The 17,795-nt window shown below is 31.8% G+C and carries 13 protein-coding genes; 9 read left to right on the plus strand and 4 right to left on the minus strand.

The genetic code is table 11. The features are described from left to right. Positions 1–44: 44 nt before the first annotated feature. The 7 genes from ABD690_RS05915 (at position 45) to ABD690_RS05945 (ending at position 11,214) form a co-directional block, all read left to right on the plus strand. Entirely contained in the window at positions 45–731 is a 687-nt protein-coding gene (locus tag ABD690_RS05915; protein WP_344728281.1) for a hypothetical protein, read from the plus strand. Then, entirely contained in the window at positions 728–1,921 is a 1,194-nt protein-coding gene (locus ABD690_RS05920; RefSeq protein ID WP_344728283.1) for a protein NO VEIN domain-containing protein, read from the plus strand. Before ABD690_RS05915 ends, ABD690_RS05920 begins: the two co-directional genes overlap by 4 nt. A gap of 3 nt (positions 1,922–1,924) precedes the next feature. Further along, positions 1,925–3,298, plus strand: a complete 1,374-nt coding sequence (locus ABD690_RS05925) for a DUF262 domain-containing protein (RefSeq protein WP_344728285.1) — start codon at positions 1,925–1,927, stop codon at positions 3,296–3,298. Beyond that, positions 3,291–5,195 carry a GmrSD restriction endonuclease domain-containing protein gene (locus ABD690_RS05930; RefSeq protein ID WP_344728287.1) on the plus strand — a complete coding sequence of 635 codons (1,905 nt, stop codon included), beginning with the start codon at positions 3,291–3,293 and terminating at the stop codon, positions 5,193–5,195. The genes ABD690_RS05925 and ABD690_RS05930 overlap by 8 nt, the downstream gene beginning before the upstream one ends. Next, complete coding sequence (locus ABD690_RS05935; protein ID WP_344728289.1) at positions 5,188–8,250, plus strand: type I restriction endonuclease subunit R; 3,063 nt, start codon at positions 5,188–5,190, stop codon at positions 8,248–8,250. Before ABD690_RS05930 ends, ABD690_RS05935 begins: the two co-directional genes overlap by 8 nt. 89 nt (positions 8,251–8,339) lie before the next feature. Beyond that, positions 8,340–10,292 carry a hypothetical protein gene (locus ABD690_RS05940; RefSeq protein WP_344728292.1) on the plus strand — a complete coding sequence of 651 codons (1,953 nt, stop codon included), beginning with the start codon at positions 8,340–8,342 and terminating at the stop codon, positions 10,290–10,292. A gap of 55 nt (positions 10,293–10,347) precedes the next feature. Beyond that, entirely contained in the window at positions 10,348–11,214 is an 867-nt protein-coding gene (locus tag ABD690_RS05945) for a viperin family antiviral radical SAM protein (RefSeq protein ID WP_344728294.1), read from the plus strand. A gap of 47 nt (positions 11,215–11,261) precedes the next feature. Here the strand turns inward: ABD690_RS05945 and ABD690_RS05950 are convergent, their stop codons facing one another. The 3 genes from ABD690_RS05950 to ABD690_RS05960 form a co-directional block, all read right to left on the minus strand. Beyond that, positions 11,262–11,501, minus strand: coding sequence for a carboxymuconolactone decarboxylase family protein (locus ABD690_RS05950; RefSeq protein ID WP_344728296.1), 240 nt, complete (start codon positions 11,499–11,501; stop codon positions 11,262–11,264). Positions 11,502–11,596: 95 nt separating this feature from the next. Then, positions 11,597–12,079, minus strand: coding sequence for a YqiA/YcfP family alpha/beta fold hydrolase (locus ABD690_RS05955; RefSeq protein WP_344728298.1), 483 nt, complete (start codon positions 12,077–12,079; stop codon positions 11,597–11,599). Then, positions 12,076–12,990: a helix-turn-helix transcriptional regulator gene (locus ABD690_RS05960; protein ID WP_344728300.1), complete on the minus strand. Its 915-nt coding sequence runs from the start codon at positions 12,988–12,990 to the stop codon at positions 12,076–12,078. Before ABD690_RS05960 ends, ABD690_RS05955 begins: the two co-directional genes overlap by 4 nt. Before the next feature lie 130 nt (positions 12,991–13,120). Here ABD690_RS05960 and ABD690_RS05965 point away from each other — a divergent pair, with 130 nt between their 5' ends. After that, positions 13,121–15,190 (plus strand): hypothetical protein, encoded by a 2,070-nt coding sequence (locus ABD690_RS05965; RefSeq protein WP_344728303.1) that lies wholly within the window; start codon positions 13,121–13,123, stop codon positions 15,188–15,190. A 4-nt stretch (positions 15,191–15,194) separates the two neighbouring features. On the opposite strand, the gene ABD690_RS05970 is transcribed toward ABD690_RS05965, so the two are convergent. Further along, complete coding sequence (locus ABD690_RS05970) at positions 15,195–16,211, minus strand: helix-turn-helix transcriptional regulator (RefSeq protein ID WP_344728305.1); 1,017 nt, start codon at positions 16,209–16,211, stop codon at positions 15,195–15,197. Positions 16,212–16,381: 170 nt separating this feature from the next. Between ABD690_RS05970 and ABD690_RS05975 the strand changes: the two genes are divergently transcribed. Continuing rightward, positions 16,382–17,773 carry an RtcB family protein gene (locus ABD690_RS05975; protein ID WP_344728307.1) on the plus strand — a complete coding sequence of 464 codons (1,392 nt, stop codon included), beginning with the start codon at positions 16,382–16,384 and terminating at the stop codon, positions 17,771–17,773. Positions 17,774–17,795 lie beyond the last annotated feature (22 nt).

Raw genomic sequence — 17,795 nt, forward strand, 5'->3', positions numbered from 1 at the left:
TTAATCTATAGCGTGGTAAACAAGTAAGTTAAAGGTTTGTTGGTATGAAAGGTAGGTCACAATTCACATTAGAAGAAGCTAAAGAAATTGAAAAGTTAATTGAATTAAAACTAAAAGCGGATTCGGTTAAACAAAAAGGTATTAGAAACAAAATAAGAAAACTTGGTTTTTATGCCTCAGATTTTGGTTTGCGTGGTGGTTATACTGTACAGGATTTTAGAAATACTATTACTATAAGTAGTGAAAGAACTTCAGCTAGTATATCTAAGCCTATCAACAATACTAAAGTAATTAAAAAACCAGTAAAAGATTCTAATACTTCAAAACCTAAAAAACAAAGTGATGAAGCTTATATTATTGACTTGTGTGATGAGGTTTTAAAATTAAAAGCATCAAGGCAACATCGCTTTGATTTTTTAAAAGGTGATACAGGAGTTAAATTACCTGTAGATGCCTATTACATAAGCTTAAATCTTGTTGTTGAATATTATGAGCGTCAGCATACAGAAGCTGTACTACATTTTGATAAGCGCATGACAGTTTCAGGAATGAGTAGAGGAGAACAACGAAAAAGATATGATGAACGCAGAAGAATTGAATTACCAAAAAAAGGTATTAAACTTATTATTTTCGATTATTCAGAGTTTGAACATTACAGTAATAAGCGGTTAGTTAGAAACAAGCTAGAGGATATAAAAGTGATTAAACAAAAGCTATTAAATAAATTATGAATCAGCAAGTAGTAAGGGCTTATATAGAAGCTTATAAAGAACAATTTGAAGAAATAAGCCAGCAAGAATTGTATAAATGGAAAGCTGTAAAGCATTTTCAAGACTATTGGGATATTGATGCAGAAGATTTTGCCTCAATGTTACAAGAAGCGTTAAGTCAGACTTTTAATTTATTAGATTCTGGTTTGTACTACCCCAAGAGAATGTTGTTAGAAAGTGCGCTGTCTGAACCAGAAGTAGTAAGAGCACTTTTTAAAGATTTGTATAATGAAGAAATGCATTTGTTTGATAGAATTGAAGATTTTAGGCTTGGCATAATACAAATTGTTAATGCAAATTTTGAGGTTAATAACCATTACCAAGATCATAGAGCGGTAATGGTATATTTGGTTTTAAAATATCCCGAACGCTATTTCTTATACAAGTTCGGTATGTTTAAAAAGTTTGCTACTCAAGTCGATTATCCTTACATACCTGTTAAGGGTAGAATAGAAAATATTTCTCATTTTGAAAACCTTTGTAAACAAATGAATCACATCGTATCTGTCGACCAAGAACTTTTAAGATTACATCATGGCAGACTAACAGAGGACTGTTACATAGATGAAGGTTACCATATTTTAACCCAAGATATAATATATTCTAGTGTACAGCATATTCAATTACTAGATAACGATGATGCTGAACAGGAAGATAACAATCAGGTAACCATTGAAATTAGAAGAACTAATCAAGTAACAGTAGAAAATACTAATGTAAACTTTACAGGTAGTATTACAAACCATTTACAAAATAACAAAGAAAACAAGCGTATTGGCGATTTAGGCGAGCTCTTTATAATTCAATTGGAAAAACAAAAATTGCTTAATGCAAATATGGAGAATTTGGCAAAAAGAGTAGCACATCACTCCAAAGAACAAGGTGACGGTTTAGGGTATGATGTCTTGTCTTTCGATATGGATGGTAACGAAATGTATATTGAGGTTAAAGCTACTAAGAGCAATAAAAACACACCTTTCTATATTACTAGAAACGAGATGGAGCGCAGCATACAAGAAAAGAATAATTATTACATATATCGTGTATATAATTTTAATGATGAAACTTTAAAAGGAGATGTTTTAATCTTACAAGGGGATGCCAGTAATTTATGTGTAGAGGCGGTTAACTATAAAGTTAAAATGATGTAGAGTATGACTAAAAATCCCCCAGCAATAAATACAAGAATAAAACCAGAAATAATTACCATTAAACAATTGGTAAATACTGGTAATGTAGAGATACCTAACTATCAACGTCCTTATAAATGGTCAATAAAAAATGTAAACCAATTATTAGACGATATTTTGGCGTTTAAACAAAAACCTGCTTATCGCATAGGGACTATTGTGTATCATTTAGATGAAAACCAAAAACTAAACATTGTAGATGGGCAGCAACGCACCATAACGGTTTTATTAATTGGCTTGGCTATTCAAAATAATAAGGCTTTAGTTTCAAAATTAAAAGCATCTAAAATTAGTTTACCAGATTTAAATATTACCAATAAACTTTCTTTTAAAAACGAGCAAAGTAAAAATAATATAAGAGATAATTATTTAGAAATACAACGCAGAATTGTAGATTTTGATGCAGAAACCGTACAGTTTTTTTATGAGCGTTGCGAAGTGGTAAAAGTTGTTTTAAAAGATATATCAGAAGCTTTTCAATTTTTCGATTCTCAAAACGCACGTGGTGTAGATTTAGCACCGCACGATTTGTTAAAGGCATTTCATTTACGTGAAATGATGGATAATACTTCTGAAATAGAACGTATTCATACCGTAGATAATTGGGAAGATATGCCATTAGAAGAATTAAAAAACACCTTTGCTAATTATCTATATCGTATTAAAAATTGGGCAAATTCAAAAATAGCAAGAAGGTTTACCAAAAATGATGTCGATATTTTTAAAGGCATTAGTCCAAGTGTAAAAGAACCTTATCCTTTTGCAAGTATATATCGCATTAGTCATTTTTATGTAGAGGGCTATAATCAAGATTTTAATAGAAAAATAGATGGTAATACTATGTCATATCCGTTTCAGTTAGACCAAGTGGTTATTAACGGAAAACGTTTTTTTGAAATGATTAACCATTATGTAACAGTAATAAAACAACTAAAAGTTACAGCACAAGACAACAGTTTAGCTCAACAAATTTTACATACTATAGATAATTATGCAGGTAAAAACAGAACAGGAGATAAGTATGTTCGCAATTTGTTTGATTGTGCTTTAATTTACTATATAGATAAATTTGGTGTTGTAGAAATAGAACGCGCTATAGAACGTATTTTTATTTGGGCATATACAGTACGTTTAACTTACCATAGTGTGCAATTAGCATCTATAGATAATTATGCGTTGTCTTACCCTTTTGTTTTTAAAACTATAAAAGATGCACTAAAACCAAGTGATTTTTTAAATACTCAAATTCAGATACTAGATCAATCTAGTTTAGTTTCTTCAGCTAAAACAGAAGATATTAAAAACATCTTTTCTAAAATGAATTATATTTATGCGTAAAGAAATTCCATCCTTCTCTATAAAAGATTTATTTGAAAGAAAAGAATCTTATGTAATACCAATCTACCAAAGAAATTATACTTGGGGATTAGGAGAAATAACACAATTAATACAAGATGTATGTGATTATGCTTTTGATGATGAAAAAACTAAAACCAATTATTATATAGGTACATTGGTAGTATATGAACGTCATTTAGATGGAGAAATTACGTATGAAACCATAGATGGTCAACAGCGTTTAACCACTTTGAATATTTTATTAAATGCCTTACATCGTAAATATAAGATTGAGCTAAGTTCTAAAATTAACTATAAATTAAACTTAACTTTTGATAGTCGAAAAAAATCTACTGAAACTTTAGCAGTTATTAATAATCATCAAAATACAGAAGCTACATTTATACCAAATAAAGACTACAATGTAAATATAAAACAACGCTATTTTGATGCGGAAAAAGTACTAACACGTTTTTTAGATACATCAGATAAAATAGAAAAGTTTTATAACTATTTAACCAATAAGGTACATTTGGTACGTGTATCTGTGCCCGAAGAAACAGATTTGAATCATTATTTTGAAATAATGAACAATCGTGGCGAGCAATTAGAAAAACACGAGATATTAAAAGCAAATATGCTTGAAGTATTAAAAGATAATGAAAAATTAAGCTATACATTTAATACGGTTTGGGAAGCTTGTGCAGATATGGAACGCTACGTGCAATACGGTTTCACTACAAAACAAAGAGATGCTGTTTTTACAGCGGGTAATTGGAACAAACTAAGTGTAACTTCTTTAGACACTTTGGCAGATTGTATTTTTAATGATACAAAAGATACCACCGAAACAGATTTTACAATGCAAGAAATTATTGCATTTAAAGGTTCTTTTGAAAATAATACAGGAGAAAACGAAGATGCACCCGAGCGGTTTAATTCGGTTATTAATTTTTCTAACTTTTTATTACACGTTTTACGGGTACAAACAAAAACCAATATAGCCTTAGATGATAAAAGATTAATTTATGCTTTTGATGGTTTTCTTAAAAATACAGATAAAGAAAAGCAATTGCAGTTTGTTAAAGATTTTGGGTTTAGTTTGCTAAAAGCAAAACATCTATTTGATCAATACATTATTAAGCGAGAGTTTATTAGAGAAAAAGATCAGTGGAGTTTAAAAAAGCTAAAATGGTATAACGGAAATAAAGTTAGTTATGTAAATGTTTTTGAAAATGACGAAGCTTTAAATAGAGATATATTAATGCTGTTAGCTATGTTTCACGTTTCAACACCAACATTAGTATACAAACATTGGTTAAATGCAGCTTTATATTATTTGTTTTATCAAGAAGAAATAAATGCAATTGAATATCAATCGTATTTACAAAATTTAGCAGAATGCTATTTGTATGATAGATACATAGCAGTAGAAGAACCTATAGATTATTTTGATATTATTTATAAAAACAATGCAATAGCTACTAATAAAGTTATTTTAAAATATAACTTTGATAAGTTAGATAACGGAACAGCTGTAGAAAACTTTGTTTTTAATTACTTAGATTATATTTTATGGAAAGAAAAAAATGTAAATTTTGAATTTACATTTAGAAGTTCTGTAGAACATTATTATCCTCAAAATCCTATATCAAAAGAACATAAAATTGAATCTGATATCTACGATTTATTTGGGAACTTATGTTTGATTAGCAGCAGTAAAAACTCTAGATTGAGTAATCATATGCCTTCAGCAAAAAAAGATTATTACTATAAAGTTGGGGCAGATAGTTTAAAGCAACAATTAATGATGGAAGAGGGTAATTGGGAAGAAAAAGAAATAAGAATTCATACAGAAATGATGAAGGACAAACTAAAAAACTTTAGCAATGCATAGCCAAACCAACGAACAAGCATTAGAAGCAGCTATAGAAAAACACTTAACTGGCACTTGTTTAGAAGATCTAAAACAACAAGGTCTTCCTATAGATGCTGTAAACGAAGATGCAGAAATCTACCAAACAGGTAAAGGCTATTACATTGGGCAACCGAGCAATTTCAATGCCCAATTTGCCATAGACGAGCAGTTCTTTTGGGATTTTTTACAAAGCACCCAAAAAGAAGAGCTAGAAAAACTACAAAAACAAACCGATTGGAAACTTAAAATCCTAAATCGTTTTGACCGTATGATAAAAAAATACGGGGTATTGCATTTGCTAAAAAAAGGTTTGGAAGTAGATGATGCGCATTTTACCTTGTTTTACGAGTCGCCATTGGCTAGTAGCAGCCAACAAGTAAAAGACAATTTTGAGAGTAATAAATTTAGTGTAACCAGACAATTACGCTACAGCACAGACAACCCAAGAGAAGAAATAGACTTGGTGTTGTTTGTCAATGGCTTGCCATTAGTCACTATGGAGCTTAAAAATGCGTGGACAGGGCAAAACGCTCGTGTTCACGGTCAGCACCAATACAAAACGCAACGCGATACTAAACAACCGTTGTTGCAGTTTGCACGTTGCATTGTACACTTTGCAGTCGATACCGATGAAGCCTATATGACGACTAAACTCGATGGGAAGTCCACTTTCTTTTTACCGTTCAATAAAGGCAACAAAAACGGAAAAGGAAATCCTGAATTACCCGCAGATGCTACCGGTCACAGAACCCAATATTTATGGGATGAGGTATTTACAAGAGAAAGTTTAGCCAATATTATTCAGCATTTTGTACGATTAGATGGTAAGAAAAAAGACCCACTAAACACCAAAACCTTGTTTTTTCCACGATACCACCAAATGGATGTGGTACGTAAAATTATTGCAGACGCTAGCGAAAAAGGAGTCGGACAAACCTATTTAATTCAGCATTCTGCTGGTTCTGGTAAATCCAATTCCATTACTTGGGCAGCCTATCAACTGATTGAGACTTATCCAGTAAATGAAAATGTACCAGGAGCAAAAAGTGTAGAACAACCCTTGTTCGATTCGGTGATTGTGGTAACAGATAGACGTTTGTTAGACAAACAAATCCGCGATAATATTGCCAATTTTTCGGAAGTAAAAAATATCATTGCACCAGCCTATTCATCTAAAGAGTTGAGAGATAGCTTAGAACAGGGCAAAAAGATTATCATTACTACTATTCAGAAATTTCCGTTTATCATTGAGGGTATTTCCGATTTAAGCGAAAAGCGTTTTGCTGTGGTCATTGATGAAGCACACTCTAGCCAAAGTGGTTCGGCACACGATAATATGAATCGTGCGATGGGTAAACAAATAGCAGAAGAGGAAGAAGATGATGCCCAAGATAAAATCATCAAAGCAATGCAATCGCGTAAAATGCGTGGCAATGCTAGTTATTTAGCCTTTACCGCAACTCCAAAACCAATTACACTAGAAAAGTTTGGTACCGTCAAAGAAGATGGCGTAGGACGAAAGCCATTTCATCTATATTCAATGAAACAAGCCATAGAAGAAGGTTTTATTCTAGATGTTTTGGCGAATTATACCACCTTAAAGAGCTACTATGAAATTTCAAAATCTATAGAAGACAATCCCTTGTTTGATTCCACCAAAGCGCAGAAAAAGTTACGTGCCTATGTAGAGCAAGACCAACAAACCATTAATACCAAAGCAGAAATTATCCTAGACCATTTTATTCCCAACATCGTGAACAAAAAACGATTAAAAGGGAAAGGAAAGGCAATGGTAGTAACACAAAGTATTGTTTCCGCTATTAAGTATTACAAAGCTTTAAAAAGAATTATAGCCGATAAAGGCAATCCGTTTAAAATCGCAATCGCCTTTTCAGGAACCAAAAAAGTAGATGGAATAGAATACACAGAAGCCGAAATGAATGGCTTTGCAGAAAAAGATACCAGACATAAATTTGATGAAGACGACTATCGCATTTTAGTAGTTGCCAATAAATACCTAACAGGTTTTGATCAACCAAAGCTTTGTGCGATGTATGTCGATAAAAAGTTACAAGGTGTATTGGCAGTGCAAGCCCTATCTCGATTAAACCGTGCAGCACTTAAGTATAACAAACGTACCGAAGATGTGTTTGTGTTAGACTTCTTCAATAGTACCGATGATATTAAAAATTCATTCGACCCGTTCTATACCGCAACTTCTTTAACCGATACCACAGATGTTAATGTACTACACGAATTAAAAGATGTATTGGACGATGTTGGTGTGTATGAATGGAGTGAAGTAGAAGATTTTAACGAGAAGTTTTTCAATAAAGAAGATGCACAAGTATTAAGTCCGATAATTGAAAAAGCATCCGAACGGTTTATTCACGAGTTGGAATTAGAAGACGATGAAAAAGCCGATTTTAAAATAAAGGCAAAACAATTCGTCAAGATTTATGGACAAATGGCATCCATTCTTCCCTTTGAAATTTTGAACTGGGAAAAGCTGTTTTGGTTCTTAAAGTTCCTAATTCCTAAGCTACCAGTTAAAAATAAAGATATTGAAGGTTTAGACGAATTGTTAGAATCTATTGATTTATCCACATACGGTTTAGAACGCGTAAAATTGAATACAAGTATTGAGCTAGATGCTTCAGAAACCGAAGTAGATCCTCAAAACCCAAATCCAAGAGGTGCGCACGGTACCGATGAGGAAAAAGACCCTTTAGATTTGATTATTCAATCTTTTAATGAACGTTGGTTTCAAGGTTGGGAGGCTACACCAGACGACCAACGTGTAAAGTTTATAAGTTTAACTAAATCCGTACAAGCGCATCCTGATTTTGAAGAGAAAGTGGTGAGCAATTCCGACCAACAAAACAGTGATTTGGCTTTTAAGAAAATTCTTGATGAAGTAATGCGTCAGCAACGTAAACAAGAACTAGAATTGTATAAATTGTATGCTAAAGATGATGCATTTTATCGCGCCTTTTTTGATACTATGAAGCGAATGTCTTCTATTAATAAGTAAATATGGTCTTTGGTTTGATGAAAAATGTTATATTTGTGACAGTGATAAACAAGCACTATTACGTATAGTCAACTTTAAACTTGTTTATCATGAAACAATTAGACTACAAACGAGAGGCTCAAAATCTTTATAGTAATAAAGATTTTTATGAGGCTTATGAAGCTGCATGGAATTTATCTTTTAATGAATTTGTAAAATGGTATACAGATTCAAAAGGTAAGCGAAAACGAAACAAAAGGAATTATAAAAACCCATTCTTCTACGATTCTTTTTTTTATAACAATTTTCTTATAACAAAACGGACAGATTGGCTTAATCAAAAATATGCTTTAAATCTGTGGCGATTTTATTTGAGAACTCAAAAAGAACCTTTAAAAGAGTTTGAGTTATACGTAGCTCATAACAACCCTAAACTTTTTTGTTTAGGTTATAAGTATGAAAAAGTATTTTTAAATAAAGAGAGACTCGACTTTATTCAGAGCAATGATTTTCCTAGCTCTATTAAAAAAGAATTAGAAATATGGAATAATATTTTTAATCGTTTTGAAGCTTCTTTAGAAGCTATTAAAAGAGAGTTTACAAATATTGAATCCAAACCTCAAGAGGTATTAATGACTCTTTTAGCTTCATTTGAAACTTTTATTTTCAAAAATCCTAATGATAATTTAAGATGGCAGTTTGCAGGTGAAACTTTAAGCTGGTTGGTCGCTATAACTCAAGAAAAACACGATTTAAAATCAGTTAAAGTTACACATGAAGAATTATTTAAAATATATTTTGACTGTGTAATATTTGATAGAGGTCAAAAGTTATTCTCTTGCGCATACCAACATATTCTGTTATTAGACTATATTAATAGATATGTATTTGAACCTGGTTTAAAAGTAACCATTGATTCTAAAAACAATCTAATATTTAGTGGAAGTAAAGAGTTTAATGAGCAATGGAGCAATGATGAATTAAGATATAAAGTAAATGAGCAAACATATTATAACTATGGAGAACTACAGTTTGCTGAACTTAAAAATGAAAACGAAATCAAATTTGTTAATGATAATATAAGTACAAATAACCAACTTGGAAACTCAAGACAGTTAGCCATAAAACAAGCTGTTTATGATTTAGGGATTCGAGATGAGGACTTAATGCATAACGCTTTACCAACGCTTGATGTTATAATTTCATTTCTTCATGGTATAGCTTGGCGGAAATTAGAAACCTTCGAGAACCCTTTACGAGAGCTAACAAAAAAAGGATTAAATACTTATGGTGAAGCAATAATGAGACTCATAGCCAAAAGAAAAGTTGCAGAATTAGTACTTATTTCTAGAAAAGATGAGCTGTTTAACTCTGCTATTAATGCTGGTGTAAAATGTGATGAGCAAGAGTTTTTTAGATTTCTTGATTTATTTTCATATGAAGGAAGTAAAAATATATTAGGTAGGTTAAGCCAAAAAGTAAGTTTATGGCAGAAGCCATTCATTCAAATTGGAGACTTTGTTATTTCCCCTTTTAGTGTATTGACAAGTTTTACTGGTTTATATACCATTTCGGAATCTATTTTAAGAAATTTTCAACCTCAAAATGGTAGCAGAATAGAAACTCAACTAGTTGAAATGTATAAAGGTGAAAATTGGAAAACCTACGAAAAATCCAATAATCAAAAGCATGGAGATGTAGATGTAGTAATGGAGGATGATTGGAATATTATTTTAATACAATTAAAACGTACTACTCAAAAAACAAATACACTAGAGTTGCATAATCAAACTAGCCAAGATAGAACAGCAATACGTCAACTTACGGAGGCAAAAGAGAATATTAATACGGGTAAAAAAATACATTTATGGTATGTGACGACTGCATTTGAAAAAATTAATACTATCGAGGAAGGAGTATTTCGAGTTAGTTATCAAGATTTGGTCAATACCAAGCGTTATATGGCATTAGAGAATTTAAAATTTAATTCATTGTCAGATTTTACACAGTTTGTTACAGAAGATACATTCTATAATATAGGAAAGCTAAATTTAAATAATTAGAGTGCAATTTATGAAATAGTCTGCTTTACGTAAGCTCAACTTTAAACTATTTCATATGAACACTCAATTAGTTATCCCAAGCATCAATTTTCATTTATGGGAACCTTGTGACATGCGTTGTAAATTTTGCTTTGCAACCTTTCAAGATGTCAAACAAACTATTTTGCCAAAAGGGCATTTACCAAAAGAAGAAGCTTTAAAAGTGGTAAGAGAAATTGCTAAAGCTGGTTTTGAAAAAATAACCTTTGCAGGAGGAGAGCCAACATTATGTCCATGGTTGCCCGAGTTGATTCGAGAAGCTAAAAACAAAGGATTAACCACTATGATTGTTAGTAACGGAAGCAGGTTAACTAATCAGTTTTTAGCTCAGAATAAACAATATTTAGATTGGATTGCTATAAGTATTGATAGTTTGGATTCTAGAACAAATTTAAAAATAGGAAGAGCTATAACAGGTAAAAAGCCCTTAACAAAAGCGTATTATATCAATTTAATCAAGAAAATTGAGGAGTACGGTTATGGACTAAAAATAAATACAGTTGTAAACGCTTATAATTATAAAGAAGATTTCAATGTATTTATTAATCAAACAAACCCTAAACGTTGGAAAGTATTACAAGTATTGCCAATAGAAGGACAGAATGATGACAAAGTTGATGAATTTAAAATTTCTGAAACTCAATTTTCAGAGTTCATAAGTAGGCATAAGAATATTCAAAGTATTGTGCCAGAATGTAATGATGATATTACCAATAGCTATGTAATGATAGATCCTGCAGGTCGTTTTTTTAGTAATGAGAAAGGTAAGCATGAATATAGCGAACCTATATTAGATGTAGGAATTAAGGAAGCATTTGCATCCAGAAATTATAATTATTCAAAATTCATATCTAGAAAAGGACTATATAATTGGACTGATTAATTTTCTAATGAAAAGCGACACCAAAAGGCGTCGCTTTTTTATTTAGCTCAATTATTTTCAACCCTAAAATTCCCAGGTGTAAACCCAAAGGTTTTCATGAGTCTTGTCCAAGTATTAATTTGTGATATTGCCAGTGTAAGTTGTGCAATTTCTGCTTTAGTAAAATGCTCTAGTAAAGGGTTAAAAACACTATCAGAAATAGGTTGTCTTTCTAGTCTGGTGAGTACATCAGTAAACTTTAAAACAGCACATTCTTTTTCACTAAAGTAATTCGTTTCTTCCCACACGCAAAGCGATGAAAGTCTTAAATCGGTTTCATTGTGTTTTTTAAGTTGTTAACTCATGTTTTATGAGAAGGTTAAAGCTTTAGTTTGTCAATTAGTTATAAAAAGAAACGATTTACCATTTCCTCAAAAACAGCAACAGGGATTCTATGTTCTAAATCAGGTAAAATAGTTAGCTTATAAAGCTGCTTTTGTGAAAAGCCATTACCTAAAAAAGACAGTGTGTCTTTGGGGTTGATAACAGTGTCTTTCGCTCCTAATACAATTTCTATACTAGTATTGTTGTTTTGAGGAGTTTCAATTATATGTTGAGGTACACTTCTTTTAGCTAAAGCTGGATTAAACAACAATGCAGGCACTTGAAATAACTTACTTAAGTGAAATCCTGCAAATCCACCCATGCTGCTACCTATAACAACATCAATACTTTTGTCTGCATATGAGTCGTAAAGCCATGAAATAGCATTAGAGTTATTCTGATAATCAATAGAAGGCGCAATAACAGTTCCGTAAGCTTCAAGTATGTTGCGTTTTTTTGGTTTTAAACTGCCATTTAATCCGTGTAGGTATAAGATATTCATTTGTTTGTATACTTTTTATAAATCTGTTCAACTTCTTTTTTGATGCGTTCTCTAAACCATTGTGGCTCTAATACTTCAGTTTCTATACTCATTTTTAATATTTCAATTATAAACTCATAGTTTGGAATTAAGTCATAAGTAACAATAGCAAAGCCATCATCAGTATGCGGTTTTGATTTTTGGGAATGGTGTAATGGTAAACTTTCTAAATATTTTAAATGTAAATCTGAAACTTTCAGTACAATGTGTTCAGGTTTATCGTCAGTATATCGTAATCCAATGATATTTTTAAAACGGTTGGTTTGTTCAAGATACGGAGCGCGTTCAATGGTAGATAATTTTCCAAGCTTTATATTAAAAATACGTTCTATGCCATAGGTTCTAATCTCATATTCACCTTTGGGAACTCCAATAACAAACCATCGGTTTATGTATTCTTTAACGATAATTGGAGTGATAACTTTCTCTTTGTAGGTTTTAAAGTAAAAATTATGATGTGTAAACTCTAAATCACGTTCTTGTTTAATGGCCATTAATATTGTCTCAAGGTTATTTAGTCCTTTTAAGTTTGATGAGTCGTCAAATTGCACATAATCTAAAGTACTGGTGTTGTTTTTTAAACCATCAGCAAATACATCAGCCAATGATACTAACTCTAAAAACTTAAAGAACGATGCAACTTTTACACTTTTTTCTTTATCAACATAATAGCCGTTGTGTTGTTTGTTATAAGTAAGTTCAATGCCAAAATCGGATTTTATTTTTTCGAAATCACGTTCTAATGTACGTGACGATATGTTAAAATCTTTATCGTTTAAAAACTCTAAAATACGCTCTTTAGAAGCATAAGTTTCATCATAGATAAATTGAATAATAAACTGTAGTCGTCTTGAAATATGATATTTGGACATAGTAGCAAATGTATTTAGTGTGTTCGTCAATTGATGACGATGTACTAAATATAGTGTAAAATAATTAGTACGACATGTTTTGACGAACATAGATTGTTCTTTTGGGTATCATTTTAAAACAAATCAAAATATGAGCGAAAAATTAAACACACTACGAGAAGAGTTTGTAAAAAAGCAAAACCAATTAGAAACAGTTAGAATACAGTTAAAACAAGAGTTTTTTGGGATTGATAAAGCCATTGATCAGCTTATAGATAATACACGCTCATGGTACATGCTAAATGATTACCAAGAACGTCCTTTGATTGTAAACCTTTGGGGATTAACAGGGGTAGGGAAAACATCTTTAATCCAGCGTATGGCAGAACTAATAGATTATAGTGACTTGCTTTTTAGGTTTGATTTAGGAGACAAAAGCAACAGAGCTTTTAATAGCGGGTTGGATGATTTATGTGAGAAAAATGAAGATAAACCTGTTATTGTTGTTTTAGATGAGTTTCAGCATACACGAACACTAAAAGGCCCTATGAGAGAAGAGGTCAATGCTGACGTAAACCGTAAGGTTTGGGATTTAATAGATTCTGGTAAAATTGAATATTATCAATGGAAACGTGGTCTTCTTGACTTTAGAGACCATGTAAAATTATTGAAAAAATTACTTCAAGTAGGTGTGCGAGTTGAGAATGGAATCGTGACTAAAAACTTTAAGTTATATCATTTGGAAATGGAAAGAGCAGAATTTTGGTCAGATGATGATAATGATGAATTAAAAAAGATTGATGAACGTTCTAGAAAGTTTATAAAACCTGAATATTATAGTGATATTATTGATTATGGAGGGAATCAATTGGGGTTTACGCTTCAAAATGATTTGAGCGACTATCTGTTAACCTTAAACGGAGAAGAATCTATTGCTTTTTTAGATCGTATCATTAGAATTGCCCAAAAACCAGACATTAAAATATTTACTAAAGCATTAATTTTTGTTGTTGGAAATCTAGATGAGGCTTATGATATAAGCGGAAATTTAAATGCAGATATTCATGCAGATGTGTTTTATGAGAGCACTTTAAAAATTACATTGCCAAAAATAAAAAGTGCTTTAGCAAATAGATTCCGACTTGAACAAATCGCTAGGTTAGGTAATAACCATATTATTTATCCGTCGTTAAGCTCAAAAGCTTATTATGCAATTATTACTAAAGAGTTGAAAGACATTTCTAGTAAAGTTCTAAAGGGCTTTGGTTTAAAGTTAGATTTCGCTGAATCACTATTACATGTAATTTACAAGGAAGGTGTGTTTCCAACACAAGGAGCTAGACCAGTAAAAACCACTGTGAACTATATGTTACAATCCAATCTGCCAAAACTCATTTCAGAAATCATTCTTAAAAATATTCATGTAAATACAGTGAGGTTATCATATAGCAAAGGATATTTAGAAGTCTTTTATGATATGAATGAGAATGAAGTACATTTTAAAAAGATAAAAGTAGAGACACCTCTTGAAACAATGCGTAAACCAAAAAGTGATGATATTCAGGCTATAACAGCCGTCCATGAAAGTGGGCATGCTACATTATCTGCAATTTTACTAAAAGTAGTTCCAGAAAATATTCGTTCTGTGACATCCGATCCTGATAGTTTAGGCTTTGTTTATGCTAAATGGCCATGGAAGTATATTGCAAAACATGAAATAGAGAAACGGGTAGCTGTCTTTTTAGGAGGTATTGCTGCTGAAGAGCTTGTTTTTGGTAAAGATTACATTACAGCTGGAGCTTCTTCAGATATTAAGCAAGCAACAAACTTTGTGAGTAAAATGTTTAAGTTTAACGGTATGGGAAACAATGTTCTAGGGTATTCAACAGATGCATCAGATAATTTTCTGTGTCATGATGTGTCCGAAATAGAATTAGAAATAAAACAAATGGTAACAAATGGTTTGAAGCTAGCAAAAGAAACCCTACAAACAGAAATGAAGCTTTTATTAAAACTTTCAGATTACTTAAGTGATAATACCTCTATAAACAAAACAGATTTAGAACAGTTTATTACAGCGTATAAAGTAACTGATGTGAAATTTATAGAACAAGCAGATCATTTGTATTACCGTAAGGTTTTAAAAGATAAAGCAAACAATAAATTAAATGAAATATCTAAAAACCAATTTGAAACAATAACGCTAAATAAAAAGAGATAGAGGCTTATCTCGTAGCATATTGTTTAGCAGCTTTATTAAGTTTTTGTTTAATACGATTGCGCAAACTATTAGGTTCTAAAACCTCAATGCTTTCTCCAAATCCAAGAATTAGACGCTCTAACTCATAATTGATGTGTACATCAATAGAAAATATCACGCTTCCTTTTTTGCTTTTCTCAACTAACTTTTGAGAACTATGAAAAGGCTTGGTTATGACATAAGGAGCATTTTTTGAATCAATTTTGAAGACCACAGTTTTTAGATGTGTTTCAGGCATTACAGTTACACCAATGGTGTTTTTGTAATAAGAATTTGCGTCTAAAAACTTTGGTTGATAGTTGAGTTTAAAATTGTAATCTAATGCTAATATTCTGTCTAAAGCCAGAGTAAGCAATTTGTCTTCAGCATGAGGTTTGCCAATAACAAACCAACGATTATTATACTCCTTCAAAAGGTAAGGGTGAAAAACAATAATGTTAGGGTGTCTAGCTTTAAATGATTTATATGTAATAATTAAGACAACTTCCTTTAAAATCGCTTGGTAAAGTTCGTCAAGAAATTTTAAGCCTTTTAGGTTGTCATTTTTATCTAAATGAATAATTGCTGGTTTGTTATTTTTTTGTGTGTGTATTTGGTCTTCTAGTTTATTAAATAATCCGCTTAATTCACTAAACAGTGAAAAATCTTGAAACTGCTTAAGCATTTCTATGGTTTCAGAAAGTACTTGCATATCAGCATTAGTGATTGGTGTATTTTTTATACTGTAGTCAGATTCAGCATATCGGTAATACTTTTTGTCATATACTTCAATAGGAGCGTTATAACCTAACTTATCACTTCTCATAAGCTGAATATCTAATTGTATTGTGCGCTTACTCACATTAATATTTCTGCCCTCAAAATCATAAAGCGCATTTGAGCAGGCTGCTATTAAGTCATCTAAAGTCCACTTTTTAAAGTGATTTTGTAGGCACTTGTCAATGGTTTTGTATCTAATAAGGGCATTTTTAGTGGTAGCCATAATAAGCGATTTTCAATAAAAATACTATTAATTTTAAACTACGCAAAAAGATTGCGTAGTTTAATGTGATGTTTGTACTGTAATTAAATAAAGGTTGTGGAATTGCCTTTTTAAGTAGTGCTCCGTAATGCAGTTTTGGACATTACGGAGCTTAAATAAAACATTAAATTATGAATGAAGAAACAAAAATTACAGGAAAAGATATAAGAGCTTTAGGATTCCCTCCAGGCGCTTGGTATAAAGAAGCTTTGCAGCACATTAATGACAATAGCCTACAAGGAGAAGCTCTACATAATTATTTAGAACAATTTAAATTGCCAGACCCAATAGCATTATTTGATGTTCCTAAAAAGTTTGCAAAAAATATTGAGGCAGAACATATATTAGAAGAAGACAATGTAGAAAAAGTTGTTGCCACGATGAACGCAGTTATGAGAACACCAACTGTTGTTGATGGAGCAATAATGCCTGATGCTTGTCCTGCTGGACCTTTAGGTACAATTCCTGTTGGAGGTGTAGTTGCAACTAAAAATGCAATTCATCCAGGAATGCATAGTGCTGATATTTGTTGTTCTGTGATGTTGTCTGATTTTGGAAATGTTTCACCAAAGGCAATATTAGATGCAGCTCATGCAAGTACGCATTTTGGTCCTGGTGGTAGAGCAAGAGGAGAACAGTTTAAGATGCCTGAAAGCTTAAAAACTGCTTTTGAAAATAATCCATATTTAGGATATCAAAAGAGTATGTCTATGGCACAAGAACATTTAGGAACTCAAGGCGATGGAAATCATTTTTTATACGTAGGTAAATCAAAAAATACAGGACACACAGTTATGGTAACACATCATGGTTCTCGTGGCCCAGGCGCTTTACTTTATAAAAAAGGAATGACCATAGCAAACAAGTTTAAGAATCATTTGTCACCTGATACGTTATCTCAAAATGCTTGGATTCCTTTTGAATCTGAAGAAGGTAAACAGTACTGGGAAGCTTTGCAGCTTATTAGAGAGTGGACAAAACTGAATCATGAGATAATTCATAAGTCTACATCAGATTTAGTGGGTGAAAAAATCATAAACAGATTTTGGAATGAGCATAATTTTGTTTTTAAAGATGGAGATATTTTTTACCATGCAAAAGGAGCTACGCCACTTGATCCCAAATATATGCCTGATATTACAGGGCCAAGAATTATCCCTTTAAATATGGCAGAACCTATTTTGATTGTAGAAGGCGAAACAACAAAAACTAATTTAGGTTTTGCGCCACACGGTGCTGGTCGTAACATGAGTAGGTCACAACATAAGCGAAATAATGAGCATATAGCTGATGATATTATTTTTAAGCAAGAAACAGAAGGTTTAGATATTCGTTTCTTTTCAAATGAAATTGATATTTCCGAGTTACCTAGTGCTTATAAGTCAGCAGCATCTGTTCGTTCTCAAATAGAACAATTTGGATTAGGTGAAATTGTTGATGAGATTCTGCCTTACGGATGTATTATGGCAGGAGATTGGCAAGTGAATGCACCATGGAGAAAAAAAAAGAAGAAGAAGGAATAAATAACAGAAACTCATTTTGTGG

It is taken from the genome of Corallibacter vietnamensis, from assembly GCF_039537875.1.
Taxonomy (GTDB): domain Bacteria; phylum Bacteroidota; class Bacteroidia; order Flavobacteriales; family Flavobacteriaceae; genus Corallibacter; species Corallibacter vietnamensis.